We start from the raw sequence: 26,028 nt of genomic DNA on the forward strand, positions 1-26,028 counted from the left end.
TAGATTTTAACGAAAATTAACTATAATTTGGGTTAAATGAATAAGGTTAAAAAATGAAAATTGCAATTTTTGGCGGCAGTTTCGACCCACCCCATAAGGGTCATATCGCAATTGTAAAAAAAGCCCTTAAAGAACTGGATACAGACTATGTGATCATTGTTCCAACCTATCTCAATCCTTTCAAAACATCTTTTCAAGCTTCCCCATCGCTTCGTTTACGATGGCTAAGAAAGATATTTTTGCCATATGAGCGAGTCAAAATATGCGACTATGAAGTCCGAAAAGGTCGACCGACCTATGCTATAGAGACGGTAGAGTTTTTACGCAAAAAATATGCTCCAAAAAAGCTTTATTACATCATAGGAAGCGACAATATTCCGACACTTCACAAATGGTACAAGTATCAAAAACTATCTCACCTTGTAGAGTTCGTCGTCGCTACGAGAAAAGGGTACAAAGTATCAAAGAAATATAAAGTAATAGAGGTCCATGTAGATATCAGTTCAACTGAACTGAGAATTCATCCAAAAAAGCGCTATCTGCCACCAATTGTGGCAGAAGAGATTATTCGTTTTTACCGCTCATAAGCTCTTTTAAAAAATCTTCAATGCGATATTTTTGCCTATACGCATCGGTCATAAGATGAATGAGGATATCTCCTAAATCAATTACAATCCACTCTTCCCCCTCTTGCACCTTCAAAAACTCCTCACCTTCGGGTTTGAGCTTCTCTTTGAGGTGATCCAGAAGAGCTGCAGTGTGTCTGTCGCTTAGAGAGGTTCCCACAATCACCCGATCGACGAAGTAGTCCCCTTTGGAAGTATCGATAATCTCGACATTCTCTCCTTTTTTATCTTCGATCACCTCTTTAATACGTTTCGCTCTTTTTTCAATTCCCACGCTACATCCTTTTTTTCGCTTCGATTCCAAGCAGTCTCAATCCGACCCGTATGGAAAGAGCCACCACCAAAAAGAGTTTGAGATAGCGATCTTCATATTCTGAACCGATCACTTTATGCTTGTTGTAAAAACTGTGAAATTGGGCTGCAAGAGCTTTGAGGTAATCGGTTAGACGTTGCAGCTCCCTCTTTGCAAAGGCATCTTCAATGATTTCTGGCAAAATCAACGCTTCGAACAAAAGATCTTTTGCATCCTCATTGAGATCTGTCAAAGATGTATCGATCACTTCCTCTGCACTTTTCCCGGCTTTTTCCAAAACAGAATTGATTCTCGCATGAGCGTAATTGATGTAGTAGACAGGATTGGATGCATCCTCTTTTTTGAGCATATCCACATCAAACTCCAGATGGGTATCGGCCTTTTTGCTTAAAAACATAAATTTCAAGGCATCCGCCCCAATCTCTTCCACTACTTCACTCATCAGGATAAAGTTTCCGGCACGCTTGCTCATCTTATATGGCTCTCCACCTTTAAGCAAAGAGACCATCTGCGCCAGCAATACTTCCAACTTGTCAGGATCAAATCCCAAAAATTTTATAGCCGCTTTTACTCTTGCGATATATCCGTGATGATCTGCTCCCCAAATATTGATATAGCGATCAAAGCCCCGTTTGAATTTGTCATAGTGATAGATGATATCTCCGGCTAGATAGGTTGGCCTGCCATCTTCACGCACGACAACTCTATCTTTTTCATCTCCATACTCGCTCGACTTGAGCCATACTTTGCCATCCTTTTCATACACGGCATCATGCTCTTTGAGTATAGCAAACACTTCATCCCACTTCTCATACAACGCTTTCTCACTTACAAAGTGGTCAAATTCAATATCGACAGCAGCCAAGTTGGAGACGATCAGTTCCATCATCTTCTCTTTGCCCCATTCACTGAGCTTTTCTATCAAAGCTTCGTCAGTGAAAGCCTCTTTGCCAAACTCTTCAATCGCCTCTTTTGCCAAATCCTTGATGTAGTCACCCCTATAGTACTCCTGGGGCCACTGCACATCTTGACCCAGCTCCTCTTTGGCGGCAAGATAGATTGAAAGACCAAGAAGATAGATCTGATTACCGGCGTCATTGATATAGTACTCTTTGACAATCTCATTGCCAAGATGTTTTCCCAATCTTGCAAGGGCTTCTCCAAGAACCGCACCTCTGGCATGACCTATATGCAAAGGTCCCGTTGGATTTGCACTGACAAATTCGAGCAGAATCGATTCTCCCTGCTCATCTTTGCCAAATTCCGATTCATTTTTAAGCGCCCATGTTGCATACTCATCTAAAAAGGGTTCACTCAATTTGAAATTGACATACCCCTTGATCGGCTCCACTTTCTCAAAGATGGAACTACTTTCAAAGGATTTGGCCAATTCGTCAGCAATCTGCATAGGAGACTTTCGAAGCTCTTTGGCTAAAGAAAAAGCGATCGGCGTTGCATAGTGTCCAAACTGCCTGTCTCGTGGCTTTTCAAGGATAATACTCTTATCACTCAATTTAGACAGTTCTGACTGAACTCTTTTTTTCAATGGCAAGTCCTTTGAATAAGAGGGAGTTCCCTCTTATGCTTTTGTAGTGTCTTGATCTGCGGTCGTTTTTGTAGCAGAAGCAGTAGTTTTCTCTTCAATCTCTTTTTTATTCTCTGTAACGATCTCCTCGTCATCCTCTTTCATCGCTTTTTTGAAATTTTTGATTCCGCTTCCCAACCCTTTTGCCAGTTCTGGAATCTTTTTTGCTCCAAACAGTAGTACAACGATCAACAATATGATCAGAAGTTCCGGCATACTTGGCATACCCATACGTACTCCTTCAATAGATTATGTAAAATAATACACAAACTTTCTTAATATGAGGTTTAAAGGCTTGGCTAATCAGTTTTTCTCCACTGCTCGATAAAGGCCTCAATCTCCTCTTTGTCCCGCCTGAGTCTGGCTGCTTTTGCAATAGCCAAAATGTGCTCTTTGGATTGTTCTAACTCTTCATTGATCAAGATAAAATCAAATTGAGGCATCCACTCCATCTCTTTGAGAGCGTTTTGCAAACGTTTTTGTATCGTCGCTTCATCATCTGTCCCTCGAGATTCAAGACGAGAGCGAAGTTCTTTCATTGTAGGCGTCGTCACAAACACCGATGTCACCAAAGAAGAAAATTGGCTTTTTTTGATCGAATCAAATCCTTGGACGTCGATATCAAAAAGAACAAGTTTTCCCTCTTCTACCGCATGTTTTACGGGTCGCAAAGAGGTACCGTAGTAGTTGCCGTGCACATTGGCCCATTCCAAAAACATGCCGAGTTCTATCTCTTTTTCAAACTCCTCTTTCGAGACAAAATAGTAGTCTTTCCCATCCACTTCACTTGGCCGTTTGGGCCTCGTTGTAGTGGAAATACTAAAATAGACATCTGGAATATGCTCTAGAATCGTTTTGATAAGCGTACTTTTTCCTGCTCCACTTGGACCCGAAATAACGAGCAATGCACCTTTTTGAAACATACTCACTCTTTTGGAAAGGATATTTTGATCGTGATATCGAGCTGCATACCATCAAGCAAAGTTTTCAAAGCATGAATATCCAATTTTTCTAGCCCTTGTGCTACTGCTTGAACACTCTCCTCTTTGCTCTTGTCTTCCATCTTTTCAGCAGTAGACGAATCGGCTTTTGGCATATGCTCTGATTCTTCTAGTAAGGCTGGACTCTCCTCAAGCTCCTCACTCGGTTCCTCATCAAAATGTGTCAATATCTCTTCAGCACTACTTTCATCAGTAGCGGTTTCATTTTCCGGTTCTTCTTCCAAAAGCTCGCTCACCTTTTTAACTTCTTCCTCATCCAAAACACCGCTTTTTTCCATTGTCTCTTCTACAAATGGGGGCTCCTCTTCCTCCTCTTCTACTTCCACTAACGGCTCTTCACGCTCAACTGGCTGTATTGTCGGGATTTCAGAAACTTCTTCCTCTCCTTGCATTGACTCTTCTGCAGGTTTTTCCTCTTGGACTTCTTCCTCTACAGATACCTCTTCAGGCTTCTCTTCTTCAGAAGTTTGCGCCTCCAAAACCTCTTCTTCGGATAGAGGTGCTTCTTGCTCTTGTTCGCCTGTATGCATAATCTCTTGCTGAACTTTGCGAAGCAACTCTACAAGATCTGTCGGCAAGAAAGGTTTGGGTAGAACGAAGTCGAACTGATCTTCAAAATTTTTCGCATTGGAAGCAATAATACCGATCTTTTTGTAATCAATCTTCTCTTTGATAAGTTCCAAAAGATTTTCATCATACAGATCGTCATCAATAATGACAACTTCATATGTTCCGCTGGGAATCTCATTGACATTTTCTATACTTTCGAGTTCGTAACCGGCTTTTGGAACACCGATGTTCATCATTCTGTTGACGACGGGATTGTTATTGATAAGTAGAAGCTTCATTCTCTCTCCCAGACAGGCTTTTGCATAATTTTATAATCTTTTTGCTTTAATATTATTAATTTTCGCAAAGGATCGTTATGCGTTTTTTGATCATTCTGTTTTTGGGTCTGTCGCTCTATGCTCAATCGCTCTATCTTCTTCCTTTCGAAGCAAAAGCAGCCAAGACAGAACTCTTACAAAAAATTGATCATGCCAATCATGAAATTGCCGTCGCTATATACAGTTTTACGCACAAAACCATAGCTAAACATCTCAAAAATGCCGCTAAGCGAGGCGTACATGTTCTTATCATTGCCGATGAAGAACAAAACAGAAACAACCCCTATTCTCAAATAGGCTGTCTGCAAAAATATAAAAATATCGAGGTATTTACATTGAAAGGCAGATATAACAAAAAAAGAGAATATTACGGAAAGATGCATATGAAGCTTGCCATCATAGATAATAAATGGCTCATATTTGGTTCAGCCAACTGGAGCTATTCCGCATTTGGAAAAAATTATGAGACACTCTATTTTGTGAAAGATTATGCCATGGCAAAAAAAGCCAAGAAGATGTTTGCGAGAATGCTTCGCAAAGCGAAGCCCTATTGAGATTAGCGAAGTTCTTTGATTCGAGCCGCTTTTCCTTTTCTTTCTCGCAAATAGTAGAGTTTGCTTCTTCGAACACGTCCTCTTCGAACAACTTTGATATCTTTGATACTATCGCTGTACAGAGGAAAAATTCTCTCAACGCCGATATTGTTCGCTCCAATTTTTCGAACAGTGAATGTTTTTCCTGTTCCTTCTCCTCGAATCGCGATACAAACGCCTTCAAAGTTCTGGATTCTTGTCTTGTCACCCTCTTTGATCTCTACCGCTACTCGTACTGTGTCACCCGCTTTGAATTCAGGTACGCTCTTTTGCTCAAGCTGAGCTTTCTCGAAATGCTCGATATATCTATTTCTCATCCTCTATCCTTTTATCGGGTCTGTAGTATTTCGTTCTCAGACGTGCCAACTGGTATTTTAAGGCGCTAATTTTACTATGGTTTCCCTTTAAAAACTCTTTAATGACTGCTTTACCTTTGAAAACATCTGGCTTCGTGAACGAAGGCGCTTCCAAAAGATCCCCCTCAAAGCTCTCCTCTTCCAAAGATGCACTATTGCCCAGGACTCCAGGGATATTGCGGACTATCGCATCACTCATCACCAAAGAAGCCAGCTCACCACCGGTCAGTATAAAATCACCGATACTAAAAACCTCATCCGCATAAATTTCGATAAGCCGCTCATCAAATCCTTCATACCGCCCATTGACAAAAACGATATGTTTTTTTTGCGCCAGCCGCTTTGCATCTTTTTGGGTAAATCTTTTGGCTACGGGAGTAGTAAAGATAACCCAACTCTCTTCATTCTTAACAGATTCCAAAGCATCGGCAATGGGTCGGGGCTCAAGCAGCATTCCCGCACCACCACCTATTTTATAACGATCCACTTTTTTATGTTTATCATGGCTAAATGCTCTATAATCGATAAATTCTATTTCAAAAAGCTTTTTTTCTAAAGCCCGCTTTAAAATGGAATCTTCAAAATAGCAACGCATAAGATTCGGGAAAAGTGTAAGATAGGTAATCTTCATGAAGCTTCTAAAATATCCTGAGCACCTTTGGTATCGATCCTTTTTTGATCGATATCTACATTTTCAATGAACCTATCTAAAAAGGGTATTAAAAAAGTTTTTGCTTTATTTATATCTACCAATGCTCTATCCGTCTGAACAACGAGATAATCTCCTGCAGGCAGTCTTTGGATATCAACTACTTTACCAAGCTTTTTTTCCTCTTCAAACACATCACATCCTAAAACATCAAACCAGAAGTATTCATCTTCATTCAGAGAAAAATTTTTTTTCGTTGTCTCTTCGTCACTGTAAAGATAGGCGTTGGTATATTTTTTTGCTTCATCGACCGAGTCAATACCTTGAAATTTTACGGTACCTCGAGCGGGATTGACAGATTCAATCGTTAAAGAGCCCCGATCACTTTCAAAAGTGGAACCTTTTTGAAACTGTTCAGGAAAATCGGTCAATATATGGAGTTTCATATCACCATGGAGGCCAACGGTTCTTCCCAGTCGTGCAACCGTGAGTTTTTTCACGTTTACTCCTTGGGTTGAACGTTGACTTTGTAGCTTACTCCATCTTTTGCTTTGCAGCCGGATATTACCGTTTTGATGGCACCGATCATTTTGCCCTCTTTCCCGATAATTTTACCGGCATCGGCTTTATTGGCATAGATAGTAATCTGGGCATATGTTTCGTTTACCTGATCTACAACCACTTCTATATCCTCGGGATGGTTTGCCAAGAGCTTGGCATACTCCCGAATAAAATCTTGTACCATCTTACTTTCCAGAAAGTTTTTTAACCCGTTCACTCATTTTGGCACCTACGCCAAGCCAATAGTTGAGTCTCTCTTCATCGATTTTTACAGTTACAGGATCTGTCAATGGATTGTAATACCCGATACTTTCGATCCAGCCACTGTCTCGTCTTTTTCTGCTGTCTGTTACAACGATTCTGTAAAAAGGTCGTTTTTTTCTTCCAAAACGAGCTAGTCTAATAACTACCATCTACTTTTTCTCCTTTTTTTGATTGGTATATTTTAACCACTTCACACCGTGATGTAAAGTGGATAAAACATCACCGAATTGGCGGCATGCCTCCGCTACCCATCTGTTTCATCATGTTTTGAATATCTTGCATTCCCTTTTTCCCAGCAAACTTTTTGGCAAATTTCGCTGCGTTGTTGAACTGTTTCAAGATTTTGTTCACTTCTTGCGGACTTAATCCTGCTCCTTGGGCAATTCGTTTTTTTCTTGAGTTGTTTTTCAAAATGAGATCTGGATCTTTACGCTCTTTTGGGGTCATGGAGTTGATCATCGCTTTGATCTTTTTGATCTCTTTTGAGTTTTCAAGATCCAAATCTTTAATGGCTTTTGCCATATTCCCCATGCCGGGGATCATTGAGATAAGGCTTTTGAGACTTCCCATCTTTTTAATCGATTCTAGCTGCTCAAGGAAATCTTCGAAATTGAACTTCCCTTTTGCGATCTTTTTACTGATCTTTTTCGCCTGTTTCTCATCGATAACGGCGGCAGTTTTTTCTGCCAAAGATTCGATGTCGCCGGCCCCCATCAATCGATTTGTGATACGTTCAGGAATGAACACTTCCAAGTCTGGCATCTTCTCGCCAGTCCCGATAAATCGTAGAGGTACGCCAATTTGATGGGCAAGTGAAAGTGCTACGCCACCTTTTGCATCCCCATCATACTTGGTCAAAATAACACCGGTTATACCAATGTCTTCATTGAATTTTGCTGCACTTCGAACGGCATCTTGCCCCGTTAATGAGTCTGCTACATAAAAGACCTCATCAGGATGAGCCGCTTCTTTAACCTTTTTAAGCTCCTCCATGAGCGCTTCATCGATCGCAAGACGACCGGCAGTGTCGATGATAACGACATCATAGAGTTTTTCGCGTGCCAGCTTCAAAGCATCCTGAACAACTTGAACCGGATCTTTCTGGTCATCTTCACCAAAAAAATCCACTTCAATCTGGGATGCAATCTGTCGAAGCTGCTCCACAGCTGCAAGCCGTTGCAAATCTGCAGCCACCAAAAGAACTTTTTTCCCACGAAGTTTGAGATAGTTTGCAAGCTTTCCGGAAGTCGTGGTCTTCCCACTTCCTTGAAGCCCTGTCATCAAAACAACAGTTGGCGGTTTTGATGCATAGACAAACCCCTGTTTTCCACCAGGTGCTGTGAGAATTTCAGTTAGATTTTTTTGAAGCGCTTGCAAAAAGGTATCTCGCCCAATCCCAGCCGCTTTTGTATCGAGTTCGACTTTTTGCAACAACTCTTTGACGACTTTATGGTGCACATCGGATTTCAGTAAGCTCTTTTTCAGCTCAGTAAGCGCTTTTTTCAGTGCTTTCTCATCATCTTTAAAACGTATCTTTTTGATGGCACTGGTAAACGAGTTTGAAAGCGTTTCAAACAAATCTAACCCCTTTGTCTATTTGAGTGTGCAATTTTACTTAAAAATAGATTAATTTTAGCTAAATTTAATAAAAGTTATTGGATATCAAAATCTTTCGGTTCAGGCGCTTCAAACTCATAATCAAGAAGCTTTATCCGCTTTGCATGAAGCATCATTCTTTTCCATGGTTTTCCACCATAGAGGGTGTCTCCCAAAATAGGATGATCAGTCCTTGCTAAATGCACGCGAATCTGATGCGTTCTTCCAGTTTCAATAACCGCTTTGACTTTGCTTTTTTTGCCATGAATTTCCAATGGTTCTATATATGTTTTTGCAGGTTTTCCTTTGGAGGCAGAGAGTCTTGATTTTGCCTTGCCATTTTTTTTAATGGTTAGTATCGGATAGTCAATCTCATACGGTTCTGCGACAATACCTTCTACCCATGCAACATACTCTTTATAGACTCTGTTTTTGCGAAACTCTTCGATCGCTTTTTTTCGAAAAGCTTCATCTTTTACTAGCAAAAGCACTCCACTAGTCTCTTTATCAAGGCGATGCAACAACTCATATCCGCTATCCTCTTTGATCTCTTCGCTTGTGATGTGGGCAGGCTTGTTGATAGCCAAAATTTTCTCATCTTCAAACAAAATTTCCGGTTTTTCTATTCTTTTAACACGAAACTTTGTATCGGTATCGATAAGGCCTCTTGCGATAACAACCTTTTTATCTCCCACATATACAAGGCCTCGATCGATAAGCTCTTTTGCTTTTTTATTCGAAATACCAAGCTGCTCGGCCAAGACCTTATAGGCTTTCTCTTTCATCCATTTCCTTTATACTAAATAGTACTGATTCATTAGAGCGAAACTGTAATAAATTTTAACGAATCAAGAGTGTTAAAAAACTGCACTCAACCCAAAAGGGTGATTTGGCATTTGTAATTTTACACTCTTGTGAAGTGTCAAAAATTTGTTCTTCTGTTGAGAACTCATTGAGTCAGTTCTTTTATAAAATCGTCTATTTTTTTATTATATGGCATTACAATATGCTTTCGCTTACTCGTTTCACCACTTGCAAAAACGATATCGCTCTTTGCTACTTTAAATGTTTTACTTAAAAACTTCACAAGCTCTTTGTTTGCAGCCCCCTCTACTGCCGGTGCTTTTATGGCAATTTTGAGGGAATCTCCCAAAATTCCTGCAATTTTGTTTTTTGAAGCATTTGGCTGCGCTTTAATAAACAGATGAACCTGATCATCTTCTATCTTATACCACACTTTTGATCCTTTCCACAAGAGGCTTCAGATCTATTTTTGCATTGACCGCTGTAGGCTCCCAGTTCTGCTTTAAAGCATCTCCCAGATCGTTTGGCTCAACAATTTTTATACCGTCAACATAACTGTAACTTTGGATATGGTTGTGGAAATAGGGACCGCTAATGATAGGTTTATGAAAAAAGGCAGGCTCCAGTGGATTGTGCCCTCCAATGCCTTGAACGAAACTGCCTCCAAGGATAACTAAATCACTCACTGCATAGATATTGACAAGTTCTCCCAGAGTATCTACTAGTACTATATCCCCCGTCAATGTTGGATTTTCACTGAATCTGTGATATGCAAGTCCCTCTCTTTTTGCGATATGTTCAAGCAGCTCATCCACCTCTTCAAAACGCTCCGGATGTCTAGGAACAACTACCAATGTCGTTTTGTCTTTAAGATGCATCACCCACTCAGTTGCAATAATCTCCTCTTCCGGATCGTGTGTACTTGCTGCAACAACAACTGGCTTTTGCTTGGTAAAGTTTTTCGTCACTTTCGGTTTTTGCAACAGTTTGATATTTCCAAGTATCTCAATATGTTTTGCTCCAAGTTGACGTAATCTTTGAGCATCTTCATCACTTTGCGCATACACATAGTCAATATTTTCAAAAATCTTTTTATAAAACCAGGCAAATCGCTTGTATTTGGGAAAACTTCGCTCACTGATTCTGGCGTTGATCAAGAATGTTACTGCATCTCTTTTCTTACTGAGATAAAAAAGCAGATACCAAAGCTCTGCCTCCATCACTACAAGTGCCGGCATCGATTTGAGCCAAAACCAAAGTAGCGGTTCAAAAGGGAGATATCTGACATCTGCATTTGTATAACTCTTTGCTGCTTCAAATCCTGTTTGCGTAATGACGCTGATATTTGCTTTGTCAAACTCTCGTACCAAAGGCTCCAATGCTTTTGTCTCACCATAGCTACATGAATGAAAATGGACTGCTTTTTTGGAAAAAGGGGGATTACTTCTTAAAAAAAAGCGAGCTGGAATGGAGCGGTGGTATTTATCTTTGAACTGTAAAAAAAGTAAAAATGGCAATGCAAGAAGATAAAGGATGATAGTAATGAACGTATAGATATAAGCAAACATTGCACAAAAAAGAGCCAAAGGCCCTTTTTACTCTTCTTCCTCTTCTAAATACAAAATTCTTCCACAATGTGGACAGCTGGTAATCTCTTCACCTTTGATAACACTGGCATAAGTTTTGTCGTTTATTTTCATAAAGCAGCCCATACATGCCTGTTTGCGTACCGGAACCACTGCCGTATTACCAGCCCATCGTCTGATTTTTTCATAAAAAACAAGAATCTGCTGAGGGATTTTGGAAACGAGTTCACTTTTTTGTTCAAAAAGAGCCTGCTGCTCTTTTTCCAGTTCTACAAGCTCTGCATCCACTTCTTCTTTTACTTTTACAAGGCGCTCTTCAACCTCTTTAAGCTGCTCTTGTAAAGAGGCTTTTTCTTCCTCTTTTGTTTCACAAACATTCTCAAGTCTTGCGATCTCTTCATTGGCAAAGTTGATCTGCTCTTTTGCAATATCCTCTTCCAGCTGGATCGCTTTAAGCTCTTTTTCTGTTTTTACCTGAGTACTCTTTTTCTCTAATTCTTCCAGTTTTTCACTCAGTTCTTTTAGATGCAACTCATTTTTTCTCTTTTTGAGCTCACACTCTTTGATCTCTTCATCTATTGATGCGATTGCGGTTTCAATCTGATTTTTCTCATCTTCGACTTGTTTAAGTCTATCTTTGACCGCTTCTATTTTTGGTCCGAAATCATCGATCGCTTTATCGATCTTCGAAAGCTGCACAAGCTGCTTTATGTATTGTTCCATTCTACGCCTTTAGCGGATTTTTTATTGACGCAATTATAGCTTTAATTTGTGCTTTTTTCAATTCGTCCTGCAGACACTGAGCAAAATAGTGTTCGCTTTCAAAGTGACCTATATCGATCATACTGATTCCCAAAATATTCGCCTTCATGGCATCGTGATACTTGATATCACCGGTTAAAAACAGATCTGCATCCACCATATCCAAAAGTCCTCCACCACTTCCGGTGGTTAAAGCTATTTTTTTTATATTTTCTTTTGCCTGCACATATCTTGGGCATGTAAGCCCAAAACGCTCTTTCACCCATGCAAAAATTGCTTCAAAACTTTCTTCTCTTTCAAAATAGCAGATAAACTCTTCACATTGTGGCTCTACCTGCAAAACATGCTGTGCTACATATCTGTTGAGATGGGTTTTATCAAAATTGGTATGCATCGATATCAAAGCGATATCTTTTTTGATGAGCCTTACAAGCAATTTTGCAGGATAGGCGTTATACTCGATAGATGTAAGCTTGCCAAAAATCAGCGGATGATGAGTAATGAGCAGACTCTTTGGAGGAAGACTATCAATAAGCTCTTCATCCAAATCGATACAAAGATAGATATGTTCTATTTTTTGATCAAAATCTCCCACCTGCAAACCGGAATTATCCCACTTCTCCTGAAGCTCAAAAGGAGAAATTCTATCAAGGATGGTATAGATCTCTTTAAGCTTCACTGAGCTCTCCAAGACTCTCTTTGTACACCTCAGCACACCCTTTTGCTAATTCTCTTACTTTCAAGATAAAATTTTGACGCTCAGTCACACTGATCGCTTTTCTCGCATCCAGTGTATTGAAAATATGGCTTGCCAACAAACAGTAGTCATAGGCTGGAAGAGGCAGTTTTTCTGCAAGGCATCTTTTGCACTCTTTGCTTGCATCCTCAAACCAGTTAAAAAGCATCTTTGTATCAGCTACTTCAAAGTTATAGCGACTATACTCAAACTCGCCTCTTTTATGGACATCTGCATAGGTAACAATATGGTCACCGTTTTTGCTCCAGACAATATCAAAAACGCTCTCCACCTCTTGCAGATACATCGCAAGACGCTCTGTTCCGTATGTGATCTCTACTGCAACCGGATCACACTCAAATCCACCAACTTGCTGAAAATAGGTAAACTGTGTCACTTCCATGCCATCGAGCCACACTTCCCAACCAAGTCCCCAAGCTCCCAAAGTCGGACTCTCCCAATTGTCTTCCACAAATCGGATATCATGCTTTCGCCAATCCAAACCCAAAGCTTCAAGACTTTGTAAATAGAGATTTTGGATATTGTCTGGACTTGGCTTTATAAGAACTTGAAACTGATAATACGCCCCTAGTCTGTTTGGATTTTCTCCGTATCTTCCGTCTGTGGGACGTCTTGAAGGCGCTACATACGCGGTGGCCCATGGCTTGGAATCGAGTGATTTTAAAAAAGTGGCTGGATGAAATGTCCCCGCACCGCTTGGAAAGTCGTATGGTTGAACGATTGTACAACCCTGTTTTGCCCAGAAATCTTGCAATTTTAAAAGTAGTTCACTAAAAGTTATCATGAAAACCCCAATTCTTTTTCTATCTTTGCTTGATCAAATCCGCAAATCCATCGACTGCCAACCAACACTACCGGCACACCTCTACATCCATGTCGCTGACAATCTTGTGCCGCTTTTTGATCTTTACTAATATCGATCTCTTTAAAACGAATCTGATGTTTTTTAAAAAATTGTTTCGCTCTTGTACACCAGACACATCCTGGGCTTGTAAAAAGTACTACCCGTTTTTGCGTCTTTTTCTCACTCATTCCTCCTCCTTTAAATAGCATTTCCTTGAATGCAAACAAGATCTCCCACACTTTTTCCAACTCTGTTTGCTACCACATCACATTTGATCTTAAACAGGAAAAAGAGTCTTAGATCTTGTACATTATCTAAACACTCAAAATTTCCCATCCCTTTCGATAGGATCAAATCCACATTTTTAAATATCTCTTTTGCTTCATCACTGGCTCGTTCCATGCAAAAACCAGGTGTATCGACACCGCTATCTACTACTTCACAAACCGTATCCAATCCAGCTTTCAATGCTTCATCGATTGTTACATCGTTGATTATGGGTCTGCCTCGAACAAAATAGTAAATTTTTAGATTCCCAAAATGCTCTTTAAAAATTTCAATCATAATTTTATCAAAAAGATGCTCTCCTGCATTGTCTCCCAATACAACAAGAGATGATGCTTTTTTCAGTTTTTGTAAAAAAATTCTTTTATGATCAATGGCAAAAGGGATATGAAATCTCTTTTTGATCTCTTCTTCCAAATCAAAAGCATATTGCGTGGCAAAATCGATCACATTCCCTACAACACTGGCTCGTAAAGCTGCATCCAGCGGATCACTGCTATTTCGAATTTGCTCTTTTGCAAAAGTCAGGAGTGCCTTGGCTTTTTGAGTAGATTCTATTTTTACCTCTTTGTAAAGATCCTCTTTATGTAGAAGCTGAGAAATCTTCGGATAAAGAATCGCTGCAGCCTCAGGTGGGGTCAAAGAAAAATCAAAGTTTGCAATCTCCAAAGCTGAGCGATCTAAAACCTCTTTTGCACATCCCTCATCACACTTCAAAACTTTTGTAACCCGAAGGGCCTGATTGAAAAGACATACCAGACAATCAGGCCTGAGTCGCATCGATGATCACTTCCACTTCGCTTGAATCTGCTTCCACTTTTTTCGCTTTACTGAGTCGATCCTCTTCCAGTTTCGCCCGAAGCTCCTCATCATCAATCGCCAAGATCTGCATCGCTAGATATGCTGCATTCACAGCACCGGCTTTGCCCACCGCAACTGTGGCTACTGGCATTCCTGCTGGCATCTGCACAGTAGAAAGCAATGCATCCATTCCATCCATAAAACCACCTTTCATTGGCACGCCGATGACTGGCTTGACTGTAAGTGAAGCTACAACACCTGCCAAATGCGCTGCCATTCCTGCTGCACAAATAAATACTTTTGCTCCCTTTTTTTCTGCTTCTGTTACATAGGTTTTCGTTCTGTGAGGACTTCTGTGGGCACTGGAGATGATCAGTTCATACTGTACGCCAAATTTATCCAGTACGTTCGCACACTCTTTCATTACCTCATAATCGCTTTTGCTTCCCATAATGATAGAAATAAATCGCATTTTTACTCCTTATTTGATTGCCGCTTTTTTGTACACATCGAGCTTTTCATTTGGTATATAGACACGATATTTTCGCATAACAAATCCTAAAAAATAGATAGAAGCATAAATTGTTATGCTAAATGAAAGAAGATTGGTACCAATAATTACACTTTTTTGCGAAAGTGCAAGCAACCCTCCAAAAAGCCCCATCAAAAAATCGATCAAAATGTTTGCAAGCATCACTGCAACAAGAACGCGCCACTGCCATGACCACCATATCTTAAGAATCAATTTTTTTCCTTAAAAAAGTGTATGCCGGAAGCGGACAAGGTAGTTTCACAGGATTGACATTGCCACTATGGATACACTCATACTCTTTATTGGCTTCAATTTTTTCTAGTTTCAACCACCATCTCCCATCCTTTTCAAAAACAGAGCCGATTTCATTGGAACATGGCTCCAGCTTTGCCCCTTCAGGCGCAACGATTTCCAGTATATCGCCTTTACAAATCTTATCTTTTGTCAAAAAATGAAGACCATCTTCCATCACTTCTGCTTTGACCTGGTGGGTTCCTTCACTGATAGAAGAATCAAGTTTTTGGGTTCCACCCTTTTCATAAGGCCTGCTCACAAGGTAGCCATCAGTAAAACCTCGATGTTTGGTGGTATGAAGTTCCGCTTGATACTTCTCGGGCTCAAATACACCTTTATAGTAATCATCGATTGCCATACGGTACGCTTTTGTGGTAATGGCTGCGTAGTAGTCGCTTTTGGTTCTTCCTTCAATCTTGAGGCTGTCGATTACACCGCTATCTAGTATCTCTTTAATATGACTTGCAAGATTGAGATCTTTTGCATTCATAATATAAGTACCTTCACCCTCAACCTCTTCCAGTTTAAATAGAGTCCCCGTTTCTGGATTTTGGGCATAGAGGGTATATTCAAATCGACAATCATTTGCACAACTTCCCCTGTTTGGCACACGTCCACTTTGCACGGAACTTATAAGGCATCTACCGCTATAGGCAAAGCACATACTACCATGTACAAAGATTTCAAGTTCAAGTTCAGGTACGCGTTTTTTGATTTCCACCAAGTCTTTGAGGCTAATTTCACGCGCTGCTATGATACGACTCACGCCCAATTCATAATAAACCTCGGCATCGAGATAGTTCATAACATTCGCCTGCGTTGAAAGATGAAGGGGGATATGTGGCGCTATCTCTTTACACAGTTTGATCACTCCTGGGGTACTGACGATAAAAGCGTCTGGACTAAGCCTAGCCATTGCTTCGATATGTTTGGCAAAAAGTTTGATTTGGGAGTTAAATGGAAAACCATTGATTGTTGCATACACTTTTTTGCCAAGACTGTGGGCATACTCAATGCCCTCAGCAAAACTATCCATATCAAACTCTTTGCCGCTTCGAATTCTTAGACTATAGTGGCTTACCCCTCCATATACCGCATCAGCTCCATAGGCAAAAGCGATTTTTAGTTTTTTAAGATTTCCCGCTGGGCTTAAAAGCTCTACTTTTTTACTCTTCTTCATTTTCCTCCAATAATCTCAATAATTGTTTATACCCTGTCATTTTCGCATAATCACTCGCTGTTTTTTCAAAACTGTCTTTCACATCAGTATCGACTTTGCACTCTTTGATCAAATACCTCGCAATCGGTTCATCCCCATATGCCATTGCCGCCATCAAAGGGGTAAATCCCGACTTTCTTTTTGTCGTGTTGGGATCGATTCCGGATTCAACCAAAAATTGGACAATATCAAGTCTTCCCTTTTTGATCGCATCATCAATCAATCCTACACCCTCTTCGTCAATTTCATATATGTCAGCTCCATGTGCAACAAGCGTTTGAAAAATATCGAGACTAGCTTTATGTTTGATTGCCAATCGAAGGAGACTGTCACCATTTTCGTTTTTTATGTTTTTGATGTCATCAATCGATTCAAGTGCCTTTTTTACGCTAAACAGGCTATCTTTTTTTATCGCTTCAAAAATATCCATTCCCCGCCCCTCAAAAATACTATATAATTAAAATCAACTTAATTATAGCAAAAGGAATAGCTTGCGAGTAGACTTGCATAATCACACAAAACTTTGCAACCATGCAACAGGTGAAATTGAAGAGTATATCGAAAAAGCAATCGACAAAGGTATAGAAATTTATGGCTTTAGCGATCATGCCCCAATGAATTTTGATCAAAAATATCGCATGAGTTTAGAACAAGCCGATCAATATGAAAAACATGTACTAGAAGCAAAAGAAAAATATAAAGATCAAATTGAGATTCTTTTAGGATATGAAGTCGACTTTTTGCCAGGACTGATAGAGGATCGAATCCTCCAAGCCGATGTAGACTATCTTATAGGATCTGTCCATTTTTTACCTAAAAAAAGAGGGCATAATGAAGTGCTTATCCACCAAGATCTTTGGGGATTTGATAATCCAGAATTTATTGGTGAATATAAAAACCAAGACATCGATACCATCTGGAAAGATTATTTCAACGCTATCGAAGCAATGGCCAAAAGTGGGTATTTTCAAATTGTAGGCCATTTGGATCTTATCAAAGTTTTTAATTTCAAGCCTAAAAAGGATATACGCCTCATTGCCAAAAATGCTCTCAAGGCCATTAAAGAGAATGATTTGGTACTTGAGATCAGTAGTGCTGGATTACGTAAACCGGTAGGTGAACCCTATCCAAGTAAAGAGCTTTTAGAAGAGGCTTTTTCATTTGATATCCCTATCACTTTTGCTTCCGATGCACATGCACCTGATCAGGTAGGCTTCAAGCTTGATGAAGTTATGGAATTAGCAAAAGAGGTTGGCTATACAAAATGTGCTATTTTTAAAAATAAAGAGCGGGGGTTTGTAGAGTTTTAACATTGGGGCAAAGCCCCAATAATTAGCAAGAGTATGTAGTAATGAATTCGTATGGGTGTGGTCTACCTTCCCAAGGCCAGATGGATGTTTCAAATTTGTAGTGCTGATATGTTTGGATAAACTCTTCTGTCATAACATCACCAACTTTAAATAGATCTTTATTCGCAAGCATATGTTCGATCGCTTCTCTTAATGTATGCGGCATCTGCTGGATACCTTTTTCTCGAATCTCATCCAAAGTAAGCTCAAAGAGATCCATTTCCATAGGATCACCTGGATCGATTTTGTTTTTAATACCGTCGATTCCAGCAAGTAAAAGTGCAGTAAACGCAAGATATGGGTTACCAGAGCTATCCGGGAATCGAAACTCCGCTCGTACACTTTTCTCACCTGCTCCCCAAGGAATCCGACAGCTTGCACTTCTGTTTTGCGCAGAATAGGCTAGGATTGATGGTGCTTCAAATCCAGGGATGAGTCGTTTGTAAGAATTTGTAGAAGCGTTTGTAAATGCAGCAACCGCTTTAGCATGCTTCAAAACGCCACCGATGAAGTATTTACCAAACTGGCTCAGGTTTGCATATCCGTTTGGATCATAAAAGAGGTTTTTGCCATCTTTCCAGATAGAGATATGCGTATGCATACCGTTACCATTGTCGCCATAGAGTGGTTTTGGCATAAAAGTTGCAGTTTTACCATTGATATGTGCTACATTTTTAACCACATATTTTAGTTTTTGTACATTGTCAGCTGCTTCGATGAGTGTTCCAAATTTTACCCCAATTTCACCTTGTCCCTGTGCAACTTCGTGGTGGATAACATAAGTTTCTAATCCCACCTCTTCCATCACTTGGCTCATCTCAGCTCTTAAATCCATCATAGAGTCAACTGGAGGTACTGGGAAATATCCGCCTTTTGTGCCAGGTCTGTGTCCAATGTTGTACACATCATACTCTGGACTGTCAACGCCTCGATTCCACTCCCCTTCGCTTGTATCTACTTCATAATATTGGCAGTTGATTTCATCTCGTACTTTGACATTGTCAAATACGAAAAACTCATTTTCTGGACCAAAGTAAGCAACATCACCGATACCGCTTTCTTGAAGATATTTGAGTGCTTTTTTTGCAATACTTCTTGGACACTTCTCATATGGTTGATTTTTATAGATATCATACACATCACAAATAACTACCAACGTTGGATCAGCAGTAAACGGATCTACAAACTCAGTACCAGCTTCTGGGACCAAAACCATATCTGATTTATTGATTGGCTGCCATGCTGGGAGGGAACTCCCATCAAAAGGAAGACCATTTTTAAACGTATCTTCGCTGATAGCTTTAACATTGTATGTTACGTGGTGCCAAGTTCCTTTGATATCGGTAAACCGAAAGTCGACAAACTCGATCTCCTCTTCTTTAATCGTATCGAAGAGTTTTTGTAGCTTGGCCTCATCAACTTGAAACATTGATTCTCCTTTGTTTTATTTGATTTCGCATAAATTATATCGTAATAAAGTTTAAACAAATGTTCGCGCAATGCTCAAAAAATATGCAATTTCCTCCTATAATGTATAATTGTATCAATAGAAACTGAAGGATTTTTATGCAACAAATTGCAATTATTTTAGGAGCTATTTTTATTGCTTCAGTAATCAATATTATTATTAAACGTTTTGATTTCCCTACTATTATCGGCTATATCTTCACGGGAGTCATCGTAGCGGAGTTTTTTCATCTCAACGTCCATAATACAGAAATTCTTGAATATATTTCCGAATTTGGAATCGTACTTTTGATGTTCACTATCGGTCTGGAATTTAGCTTCAGAGAACTCAAAATTATGAAAAAAGAGGTGTTTCTTTACGGAACACTGCAAGTTACCATTACCGGTTTATTGTTCTCGCTTCTGGCTTCTTTGCTTTTTTCTTTACCCGTTCGATCCGCTATCATCATAGGATTTGCACTGGCTCTCTCTTCCACGGCCATTATTCTCAAAATTTTGAATGAAAACGGAGAGATACATGCAGGATATGGACGAAAAGCCCTTGGAATCCTTTTGTTTCAAGATATAGCGGTTATTCCGCTTCTTTTGATGATCGAAATCTTTACAAAAGATGTGCCACTTCACACCCTTCTTATCCAGACACTTTTAAACATGATTCTCTTTTTCTTACTCTTGTATATTTTAGGAAAATATTTTATCGATACATTTCTTCAATACGCCGTTGCCACAAAAACCCAAGAGATCTTTTTGTTAGCAGTATTTTTTGTCATACTGCTTAGCGCTGCAGTAGCACACTATTTCGGCTTTTCCTACTCTCTTGGAGCCTTTTTCGCTGGTATGCTTCTTGCAGAATCCCACTACAAATACCAAATAGAAGCCGATCTTTCTCCCTTCCGGGATCTGTTGCTGGGAATCTTTTTCTTTTCTGTCGGAAACCGGATCGATCTTTCTATCATAGCCAATCATTTTGTCCTCATTGCGCTTTTACTGTTTGGAATTATGCTACTGAAAGCTCTCATTGCCTATGGGATTTTAATACTCTGGGAACAAAAACGAACCGCTTTTAAAACAGCTCTAACTATATCACAAGTAGGGGAATTTGCTCTGGCTCTTTTTGTGATGGCCTATGGAAACAGATTTATCGATGAAACGACTTTGCAAATTGTTGTCAGCGTTGTGGTTCTTTCCATGATTGCAACACCTTTTATCCTCAAAAATCTCAAACGTATGGCTGATACGCTTTTTAAAGAGCCTGAGAGAGAGCTCATTATCGAAGGAGGACATTTTCAAAACCATATCATCGTCTGCGGATATGGACCTCTTGGCAAAGAGATAGCCAAAGCGTTAAAAGAGAAATCCTTTCAATATATCATTGTCGAGCACGATTTAAAACTCTATGAAGAGGGTATTCAAAACAATGAACCTATCTTTTTTGGAAACGCCGCACAGCGAAATGTGTTACAAAGTCTTGATATCAAAGAGGCTTGCGCCGTGGTAATCACATTTCACAATCTTGAAAAAATCAGACTCGTTGCCCAGGCTGTTTTGGATATGGCACCAAAGGCCCATCTTGTTGCAAGAGTACGAGATGAAAAAGAGAAACAAGTCTTGGAAGATCTCTCCATCGCAGATATTGTAGTGGGTACACAGGTCCTATCCAAAGAGATGATGGATAGACTCTTTTACTGTCACATCTAAAAAAGAAGCTGTTCCTGCTCCTGATTATCTTTTACAAGATCCTCTTTTGATGGCTTGGAGATATCGGTATAATAGATCTTTTTCCCATCGACGATCATTGTTTTGACTCCCTCTGGAACTACAAATTTTCTTCGAAGCTGAGGATTGAGCTTATAGATTTCCTTGATCATAGCCCCGACAACCGGTGCAGAAGCTCTTCCTCCCGCCTCTCTTTTTTTGAGCGGGGAATTATCATCTTGACCGAACCAGACAATCGTTTCGATATCCGGTGTAAACCCACAAAACCAGGCATCCACATAATTATTTGTCGTTCCTGTTTTCCCCGCCACTTCTACACCTGGTACTCTTGCTCGTGTACCGGTACCCCTTTTGACCACATCTCGTAAGATATCCACAATCAAAAAGGCCTGTTTGGGCTCTTCAATCTTTTTGGATCGAGGCTGTGATTCAAAAACGATTTTTCCATTTTTATCCAGAATAGTGAGGACAATTCTTGGTACAACACGTATACCGTAATTTGGAAATACAGAATAGAGACCGGCCAGTTCCAAAGGAGAAACTACTACACTTCCCAAAGCGATTGAGAGATCTTTTGGTATATTTTTGAAACCGAACGCCTTCAAACCTTTGTAGACATTTGCTAAGCCCAAATCTTCTACCAAATTGATTGTAGCAAGATTTCTCGAATGAATGAGCGCTTCACGTAGCGGGATCTCTCCTTCGAAATTCTTTTCATAATTTTTCGGTTTCCATATCTGTTTTTCCCCGTCAACCTCAAATTCATAGCTTCTTGCGATATCTGGTATTTTCGTGATTTGAGAATAGCCGTGATTGAGAGCAATTTGATAAATAAACGGTTTAATGGCACTTCCTGGTTGCCGCTTTGCCTGGGTGGCTCTATTGAATGAACTTTTCATATAATCCACTCCCCCGACAAGTGCCAAAACTTCCCCTGTTTTTGGCTTGAGCGCGACCAATGCTCCGTTGAGATTGGAGTAGTTATAATCTTGGCCTCTTTGCTTGATCGCTTCATATCCTGCTTTTAGCTTCTTTTTGGCGATCTTTTGCAGTCGCAGATCGATGGTTGTATAGATTGTATATCCGCCTGTTTTGATATCCGGAAACAGAGGTCTGAATCTTCGAAGCACTTCATCGACAATATATGGCGCACTGTTTTTTGTCAAAGTATCGTTATAGACTTTTGGCTTTTCTTGAATTGCTTCAGTAAACATCGCTTCGTTGATCCAACCGAGCTCATGCATACGGGTAATAACCCGATTGGCTCTTTTGAGTGCCTCATGATAATGTTTTGTAGGATCATAATAGCTTGGTGCTCTTGGAAGTCCGACAAGCATAGCGATCTCTTTGAGTGTCAATTGTGAGAGATTTTTATGAAAATATCCCTTCGCAGCCGTTTTGATGCCATAATAACCATGCCCGAAAAAAACCTGATTCAAATAGCGCTCCAAAATCTGCTCTTTGCTCAGTCTTCGCTCCACCTCCAGTGCAATAAGAGCCTCTTTTATCTTTCTTTGCAGTTTCTTTTCACGTGAGAGCACCATATTTTTAACCAACTGCTGTGTTATGGTACTGGCTCCTTCTACAAATTTTCTTGCTTTGATATCTTTGAGCAAAGCTCTAAAAATCGCATCAAAATTGATACCGGGATGCTCGAAAAATTTCGTATCTTCAATAGCTAAAAGTGCCTCAATGACACGTGGAGGTATCTCTTCATATCGCACATATTCTCGATTTTGATCCAAAAATATATTGGCAATCAGCTTCCCGTTTCTATCGTATATCTTTGTCGTCAGTTGAGGATGGTAGTTGACGATTCTATCCGCTTTGGGAGCTACCTCTTTATACAGTGTCGCTGCATAATAAACCCCAAAACCGATACCAACTATTGATAAGATCAATAGTATCTTGAAGAAAAAAGAGATGATTTTTTTCAATATGTTCATTTTCGAAACTCTCTATTGGCAAAATTGGACTCGATCAATATTTTCGTATATTCTGTTTTGGGATGAGAAATAACCGAATCCATCAAACCCGTTTCCAAAATTGTACCATCTTTGATCACTGCGGCTTCCTTGCACAGTTTCACAGCACTTTGTATGTCATGGGTCACAAAAAGCATCAAAAACCGCATCTGATCTTGTAAATGTCGCAGAAGCTCCAACACCATCGATTTCGTTTTTGGATCAAGGGCAGTTGTAGGCTCGTCAAGCAGTAGCAGTTTCGGTTCTTGCACAAGAGCCATAGCGATAACGACTCGCTGTATCTGCCCTCCACTGAGCTGAGGAGGATATCTATCCAAAAAGGAGCCGTCAAGTCCAACCATCGTCAGCATATGAGCCGCTTTTTGTACCGGAGCAAAAAATTGATCTTTTATTTTTGTCAGTGGACTCAATGAGGTAAAAGGATTTTGTGGTACAAGAGAGAGTGTCTGCCCTCGAACAAGCTCATATTCCCACTCATACGCTATTTGAGAATGTAGATTTTTCGGCAGCAACCCAAGTAACGCTTTAAGAGTCAAACTCTTACCGCTGCCGCTCTGTCCTACCAATGCCAAAGAATGACGTATCTCAAAAGAGATATCAACAAGCTTTTTTTGTTTCTTCTTATCGATAATCTGCAACGTTTTACATACAAAAGGCTTCATGAAAGCATCTCCAATACTTTCACAAAGTCTTCTTCGCTCTCCCCAAGCCTTGCAATGACACGAATCATAGATTTTGGAACAGTCGGAGGACGAATAGCACCCACAAGATAGCCTCTATCCAGCAACTCTTTTTGGATGTGTAGAACATCCTTTTTAGGAATATCCACAATAAGTCCGGGCGTTTCGTATCCAAACTCTTTTGCGATAGACTGTCTTGTTTGAATCGCTCTATAAAAAAACTCTTTTTGCTGGACAATCTTTTCAAGAGCTTCATGAGCCAGTGCAACATCCATCAAAGAAAGAGCTGTCGTATAAATGATACTTTTTGCCCGATTTTCAAGATAGGATACAACCTCACTATTTGCCAAAATATACGCCCCATAACTTGCATAGGCTTTTCCAAGGGTACCCATTTTGATATGCATAGGTGTCGGCTCAATCCCATAATGATCAAAAACACCTAAAAGATTTTTTCCAATCACTCCGCTGCTATGGGCTTCATCAACAATCAAAAGAGACTCTTTGGCAACTTCAAAAATTTCAGGATCAAGAATATCTCCACTCATGGAGTAGATACCTTCTACGGCAACCACAGCTCTATTGTAACCGCCTTTTTGGAGCCTTTTTTGCAAATCCTTTGCATCATTATGAGCAAAAAACTCCACCTGATCGACAAGCCTTGAAGCCAAAATACCGCTTGCATGAAACTCTTCATCTATAAAAAGGCGATCTTTTTTCCTCACAAGAGATTCGATCAGTGCCAGGTTTGCCAAAAATCCGCTTCCCACCGTAATACAACTCTCAAACCCGTTGAGCTGACACAACGCTTTCTCAAAGGCCTGATGAATAGGTGTATATCCGTTAATCAGTGCAGAAGCTTTGGATGTATTGTAAGGAAATTGCGATACTTTCTCATACGCTCTTTTTAAAAGCTCTTTATCATGAGCGAGCCCCAAATAATCGTTAGAAGCAAAATCTTTCACATCCAGGGGAAAAATTTGACGTTTACGAAATCGGCCTGCACGCTGTAAAGCCTTCAGCTCTTTTTCATACATCCAAAGCCTCAATCATTTTTTTATAACCTGCACTTTTCTCTTTTTTGTACAGTTCGATTGCCTCTTTTAGATCGTACTCTTTACAGTAAAATCCAACAATTTGCAAAAGATTGCGGGGTCTGGAACTCTCTTTGGCTCTTTCAAAATCGATCACTTTGCACTTTTTTAGTTTTTGATCAAATATAAGATGATAATATCGTCCAAGCTCTGTATGCCAGATATGCGCTTTATCCAAGATGTAGCCAATCTCCAAAGCTAAACGCAAAGCTCGTTTTTTATTACGCTTCAAGGCCTCTTTCATGGAAATCCCCTCGATGTATTCCATGACGATATAATCTGAACCATATTCATAGATTTTCGGAACGATACCAAGAGGTTGAAGCTTTTGCAGCATCTTGATCTCATTGTGAATCGTATTGGGTTTGTCTCTCTTTTGCTTTTTGAGAATCGCTTTTTGATCAAAATAGTCAATGAGAAAGATTTCGCCGCGATTGCCTTCAAAGATCTTTTGCAATTTCAGCCAGCCTTTCCACCTGAAGTCCCATGGCTGTCGATTCTCTGCCCCGAACCTCTTTGATATACTTTTTGCAAAATCCCTCCACCATACAAGCCCCAGCTTTTCCTCTCCAGTCGCCACTTTGAAGATAATTTTGTAAATCCTTGTCATCAAATGGAGCAAAAATGTAACTTGTAATATCTAAATCCTCTACCGTTTTTTCTTTATCTTTGTAGATCATGCAGGTGATGATATCTACTTTGTTTCCGCTTTGCTTTTGTAAAATCTCTTTTGCCTCTTTTTCATTTTTGGCTTTTCGAAGTATCTCATCGCCAACAGCCACAACCGTATCAGCAACTACGATTGGGATATCAAGGCCATATTTTTGTACAGCTGCCTCCATTTTCCCTCTGGCTGCTGCACAGACAAAATCTTTGGGTTTTTTATATTGTTTTAGAAGTTTCTCTTCATCAAAATCGATGGGACTTTGAATGAAATCAATTCCAGCATTTTGTAAAAGTTTTGCCCGTGTCTCACTTCCGCTTGCAAGGCGTATCATCCGATTTTTTTATCTCCGCAATTTCCTGTAATACAACTGCCACCCGGTTTATGGCGAAGATCTGGAATGTTCAAAACACCTCGTAAAATTGTCTCTACCGTAGCATTTTGGGTTTTAAAAACTTGTTTAAGATATTCATGCGCTTTCATGGGATCCACATGATCACCACACGTAAACACATCCACTGCGGCAAACCCATATTCCGGCCAGGTATGGATCGTCAGATGCGACTCACTGATGACCACAACACCACTCACGCCGTAAGGCTCAAACCTATGAAACGATTTTCCGATCACTGTCGCTCCTGCAATTTCTGCAGCTTTCACAAGCGCCTCTTCCACTTTCTGCACATCATTGATCGCATTCTCATCACATCTATAATACTCTGCTAAAAGATGCTTCCCCAAAGATTTCATCGCATTCC

The 26,028-nt window shown here is 40.0% G+C and carries 34 protein-coding genes; 4 read left to right on the forward strand and 30 right to left on the reverse strand.

The annotated features are described in order from the left end of the window. Nucleotides 1–53: 53 nt before the first annotated feature. Complete coding sequence (gene nadD, locus JG735_RS07810) at nucleotides 54–587, forward strand: nicotinate (nicotinamide) nucleotide adenylyltransferase (RefSeq protein WP_201334514.1); 534 nt, start codon at nucleotides 54–56, stop codon at nucleotides 585–587. On the opposite strand, the gene rsfS is transcribed toward nadD, so the two are convergent. The 5 genes from rsfS to JG735_RS07835 all read right to left on the reverse strand — a co-directional run bounded on the left by rsfS (nucleotide 565) and on the right by JG735_RS07835 (nucleotide 4,373). Continuing rightward, nucleotides 565–900 carry a ribosome silencing factor gene (rsfS, locus tag JG735_RS07815; RefSeq protein WP_012082864.1) on the reverse strand — a complete coding sequence of 112 codons (336 nt, stop codon included), beginning with the start codon at nucleotides 898–900 and terminating at the stop codon, nucleotides 565–567. The two genes, nadD and rsfS, sit on opposite strands and share 23 nt — an antisense overlap. 1 nt (nucleotide 901) lies before the next feature. Further along, complete coding sequence (gene argS, locus JG735_RS07820) at nucleotides 902–2,485, reverse strand: arginine--tRNA ligase (RefSeq protein WP_201334515.1); 1,584 nt, start codon at nucleotides 2,483–2,485, stop codon at nucleotides 902–904. A gap of 33 nt (nucleotides 2,486–2,518) precedes the next feature. Then, nucleotides 2,519–2,755, reverse strand: a complete 237-nt coding sequence (locus JG735_RS07825; protein ID WP_201334516.1) for a twin-arginine translocase TatA/TatE family subunit — start codon at nucleotides 2,753–2,755, stop codon at nucleotides 2,519–2,521. 68 nt (nucleotides 2,756–2,823) lie between these two features. Continuing rightward, nucleotides 2,824–3,447, reverse strand: a complete 624-nt coding sequence (gene gmk, locus JG735_RS07830; protein ID WP_201334517.1) for a guanylate kinase — start codon at nucleotides 3,445–3,447, stop codon at nucleotides 2,824–2,826. 2 nt (nucleotides 3,448–3,449) lie between these two features. Beyond that, nucleotides 3,450–4,373 carry a hypothetical protein gene (locus JG735_RS07835; protein WP_201334518.1) on the reverse strand — a complete coding sequence of 308 codons (924 nt, stop codon included), beginning with the start codon at nucleotides 4,371–4,373 and terminating at the stop codon, nucleotides 3,450–3,452. 77 nt (nucleotides 4,374–4,450) lie between these two features. On the opposite strand from JG735_RS07835, the gene JG735_RS07840 reads away from it, so the two are divergent. Next, nucleotides 4,451–4,966, forward strand: coding sequence for a phospholipase D-like domain-containing protein (locus JG735_RS07840; RefSeq protein WP_201334519.1), 516 nt, complete (start codon nucleotides 4,451–4,453; stop codon nucleotides 4,964–4,966). A 2-nt stretch (nucleotides 4,967–4,968) separates the two neighbouring features. Here the strand turns inward: JG735_RS07840 and rplS are convergent, their stop codons facing one another. The 18 genes from rplS to JG735_RS07930 form a co-directional block, all read right to left on the reverse strand. Then, entirely contained in the window at nucleotides 4,969–5,322 is a 354-nt protein-coding gene (gene rplS, locus JG735_RS07845; RefSeq protein ID WP_012082870.1) for a 50S ribosomal protein L19, read from the reverse strand. Next, the gene (trmD, locus tag JG735_RS07850; RefSeq protein WP_201334520.1) at nucleotides 5,312–5,992 is read right to left on the reverse strand and encodes a tRNA (guanosine(37)-N1)-methyltransferase TrmD; all 681 of its coding nucleotides are present in this window, start codon (nucleotides 5,990–5,992) and stop codon (nucleotides 5,312–5,314) included. The genes rplS and trmD overlap by 11 nt, the downstream gene beginning before the upstream one ends. Beyond that, nucleotides 5,989–6,510 (reverse strand): ribosome maturation factor RimM, encoded by a 522-nt coding sequence (gene rimM, locus JG735_RS07855; protein ID WP_201334521.1) that lies wholly within the window; start codon nucleotides 6,508–6,510, stop codon nucleotides 5,989–5,991. The genes trmD and rimM overlap by 4 nt, the downstream gene beginning before the upstream one ends. A 2-nt stretch (nucleotides 6,511–6,512) precedes the next feature. Then, complete coding sequence (locus tag JG735_RS07860) at nucleotides 6,513–6,755, reverse strand: KH domain-containing protein (RefSeq protein ID WP_012082873.1); 243 nt, start codon at nucleotides 6,753–6,755, stop codon at nucleotides 6,513–6,515. Nucleotide 6,756: 1 nt separating this feature from the next. Continuing rightward, nucleotides 6,757–6,984 carry a 30S ribosomal protein S16 gene (gene rpsP, locus JG735_RS07865; protein WP_012082874.1) on the reverse strand — a complete coding sequence of 76 codons (228 nt, stop codon included), beginning with the start codon at nucleotides 6,982–6,984 and terminating at the stop codon, nucleotides 6,757–6,759. A gap of 70 nt (nucleotides 6,985–7,054) precedes the next feature. Continuing rightward, nucleotides 7,055–8,413, reverse strand: coding sequence for a signal recognition particle protein (gene ffh / locus JG735_RS07870; protein ID WP_201334522.1), 1,359 nt, complete (start codon nucleotides 8,411–8,413; stop codon nucleotides 7,055–7,057). A 74-nt stretch (nucleotides 8,414–8,487) separates the two neighbouring features. Then, entirely contained in the window at nucleotides 8,488–9,216 is a 729-nt protein-coding gene (locus JG735_RS07875; protein ID WP_201334523.1) for an RluA family pseudouridine synthase, read from the reverse strand. 164 nt (nucleotides 9,217–9,380) lie between these two features. Continuing rightward, nucleotides 9,381–9,668, reverse strand: coding sequence for a DUF167 family protein (locus JG735_RS07880; protein WP_201334524.1), 288 nt, complete (start codon nucleotides 9,666–9,668; stop codon nucleotides 9,381–9,383). After that, complete coding sequence (gene waaA / locus JG735_RS07885) at nucleotides 9,658–10,821, reverse strand: lipid IV(A) 3-deoxy-D-manno-octulosonic acid transferase (RefSeq protein WP_236583952.1); 1,164 nt, start codon at nucleotides 10,819–10,821, stop codon at nucleotides 9,658–9,660. The genes JG735_RS07880 and waaA overlap by 11 nt, the downstream gene beginning before the upstream one ends. Before the next feature lie 9 nt (nucleotides 10,822–10,830). Continuing rightward, nucleotides 10,831–11,544 carry a zinc ribbon domain-containing protein gene (locus tag JG735_RS07890; RefSeq protein WP_201334525.1) on the reverse strand — a complete coding sequence of 238 codons (714 nt, stop codon included), beginning with the start codon at nucleotides 11,542–11,544 and terminating at the stop codon, nucleotides 10,831–10,833. A gap of 1 nt (nucleotide 11,545) precedes the next feature. Further along, nucleotides 11,546–12,262 (reverse strand): Nif3-like dinuclear metal center hexameric protein, encoded by a 717-nt coding sequence (locus JG735_RS07895; RefSeq protein ID WP_201334526.1) that lies wholly within the window; start codon nucleotides 12,260–12,262, stop codon nucleotides 11,546–11,548. Continuing rightward, nucleotides 12,252–13,124: a glycine--tRNA ligase subunit alpha gene (gene glyQ / locus JG735_RS07900; protein ID WP_201334527.1), complete on the reverse strand. Its 873-nt coding sequence runs from the start codon at nucleotides 13,122–13,124 to the stop codon at nucleotides 12,252–12,254. Before glyQ ends, JG735_RS07895 begins: the two co-directional genes overlap by 11 nt. Beyond that, nucleotides 13,121–13,372 (reverse strand): glutaredoxin family protein, encoded by a 252-nt coding sequence (locus tag JG735_RS07905; RefSeq protein ID WP_201334528.1) that lies wholly within the window; start codon nucleotides 13,370–13,372, stop codon nucleotides 13,121–13,123. Before JG735_RS07905 ends, glyQ begins: the two co-directional genes overlap by 4 nt. A 10-nt stretch (nucleotides 13,373–13,382) precedes the next feature. After that, on the reverse strand, nucleotides 13,383–14,249 hold the full coding sequence (locus JG735_RS07910) for a DUF89 domain-containing protein (protein WP_201334529.1): 867 nt from the start codon (nucleotides 14,247–14,249) through the stop codon (nucleotides 13,383–13,385). Further along, a complete protein-coding gene (purE, locus tag JG735_RS07915; protein ID WP_201334530.1) occupies nucleotides 14,233–14,742 on the reverse strand; it encodes a 5-(carboxyamino)imidazole ribonucleotide mutase in 510 nt (169 codons plus the stop codon). The genes JG735_RS07910 and purE overlap by 17 nt, the downstream gene beginning before the upstream one ends. Nucleotides 14,743–14,751: 9 nt before the next feature. Next, nucleotides 14,752–15,015: a hypothetical protein gene (locus JG735_RS07920; RefSeq protein WP_201334531.1), complete on the reverse strand. Its 264-nt coding sequence runs from the start codon at nucleotides 15,013–15,015 to the stop codon at nucleotides 14,752–14,754. Beyond that, a complete protein-coding gene (locus tag JG735_RS07925; protein WP_201334532.1) occupies nucleotides 15,005–16,276 on the reverse strand; it encodes a peptidase U32 family protein in 1,272 nt (423 codons plus the stop codon). Before JG735_RS07925 ends, JG735_RS07920 begins: the two co-directional genes overlap by 11 nt. Beyond that, nucleotides 16,263–16,745, reverse strand: coding sequence for an ankyrin repeat domain-containing protein (locus tag JG735_RS07930; protein WP_201334533.1), 483 nt, complete (start codon nucleotides 16,743–16,745; stop codon nucleotides 16,263–16,265). The genes JG735_RS07925 and JG735_RS07930 overlap by 14 nt, the downstream gene beginning before the upstream one ends. A 61-nt stretch (nucleotides 16,746–16,806) precedes the next feature. Here JG735_RS07930 and JG735_RS07935 point away from each other — a divergent pair, with 61 nt between their 5' ends. Continuing rightward, entirely contained in the window at nucleotides 16,807–17,625 is an 819-nt protein-coding gene (locus JG735_RS07935; RefSeq protein ID WP_201334534.1) for a histidinol-phosphatase, read from the forward strand. Nucleotides 17,626–17,647: 22 nt separating this feature from the next. Here JG735_RS07935 and glnA read toward each other — a convergent pair whose 3' ends face one another. Further along, nucleotides 17,648–19,093, reverse strand: coding sequence for a type I glutamate--ammonia ligase (gene glnA / locus JG735_RS07940; RefSeq protein WP_201334535.1), 1,446 nt, complete (start codon nucleotides 19,091–19,093; stop codon nucleotides 17,648–17,650). A 137-nt stretch (nucleotides 19,094–19,230) separates the two neighbouring features. Between glnA and JG735_RS07945 the strand changes: the two genes are divergently transcribed. After that, nucleotides 19,231–20,829, forward strand: coding sequence for a cation:proton antiporter (locus JG735_RS07945; RefSeq protein ID WP_201334536.1), 1,599 nt, complete (start codon nucleotides 19,231–19,233; stop codon nucleotides 20,827–20,829). On the opposite strand, the gene JG735_RS07950 is transcribed toward JG735_RS07945, so the two are convergent. The 6 genes from JG735_RS07950 to speD are packed head-to-tail and all read right to left on the reverse strand — an operon-like array spanning nucleotide 20,826 to nucleotide 26,020. Continuing rightward, complete coding sequence (locus JG735_RS07950) at nucleotides 20,826–22,793, reverse strand: transglycosylase domain-containing protein (RefSeq protein ID WP_201334537.1); 1,968 nt, start codon at nucleotides 22,791–22,793, stop codon at nucleotides 20,826–20,828. The genes JG735_RS07945 and JG735_RS07950 overlap by 4 nt on opposite strands. Then, nucleotides 22,790–23,494: an ATP-binding cassette domain-containing protein gene (locus JG735_RS07955; protein ID WP_201334538.1), complete on the reverse strand. Its 705-nt coding sequence runs from the start codon at nucleotides 23,492–23,494 to the stop codon at nucleotides 22,790–22,792. The genes JG735_RS07950 and JG735_RS07955 overlap by 4 nt, the downstream gene beginning before the upstream one ends. After that, entirely contained in the window at nucleotides 23,491–24,549 is a 1,059-nt protein-coding gene (locus JG735_RS07960; protein WP_201334539.1) for a pyridoxal phosphate-dependent aminotransferase family protein, read from the reverse strand. The genes JG735_RS07955 and JG735_RS07960 overlap by 4 nt, the downstream gene beginning before the upstream one ends. Beyond that, nucleotides 24,542–25,063 carry an RIO1 family regulatory kinase/ATPase gene (locus JG735_RS07965; protein WP_201334540.1) on the reverse strand — a complete coding sequence of 174 codons (522 nt, stop codon included), beginning with the start codon at nucleotides 25,061–25,063 and terminating at the stop codon, nucleotides 24,542–24,544. Before JG735_RS07965 ends, JG735_RS07960 begins: the two co-directional genes overlap by 8 nt. Next, complete coding sequence (gene maf / locus JG735_RS07970; protein WP_201334541.1) at nucleotides 25,047–25,604, reverse strand: septum formation inhibitor Maf; 558 nt, start codon at nucleotides 25,602–25,604, stop codon at nucleotides 25,047–25,049. The genes JG735_RS07965 and maf overlap by 17 nt, the downstream gene beginning before the upstream one ends. Continuing rightward, complete coding sequence (gene speD, locus JG735_RS07975; RefSeq protein ID WP_201334542.1) at nucleotides 25,601–26,020, reverse strand: adenosylmethionine decarboxylase; 420 nt, start codon at nucleotides 26,018–26,020, stop codon at nucleotides 25,601–25,603. Before speD ends, maf begins: the two co-directional genes overlap by 4 nt. Between the last annotated feature and the right edge of the window lie 8 nt (nucleotides 26,021–26,028).

Origin of the sequence: Nitratiruptor sp. YY08-10 (genome assembly GCF_016629565.1) — a bacterium.
Classification (GTDB): domain Bacteria; phylum Campylobacterota; class Campylobacteria; order Campylobacterales; family Nitratiruptoraceae; genus Nitratiruptor.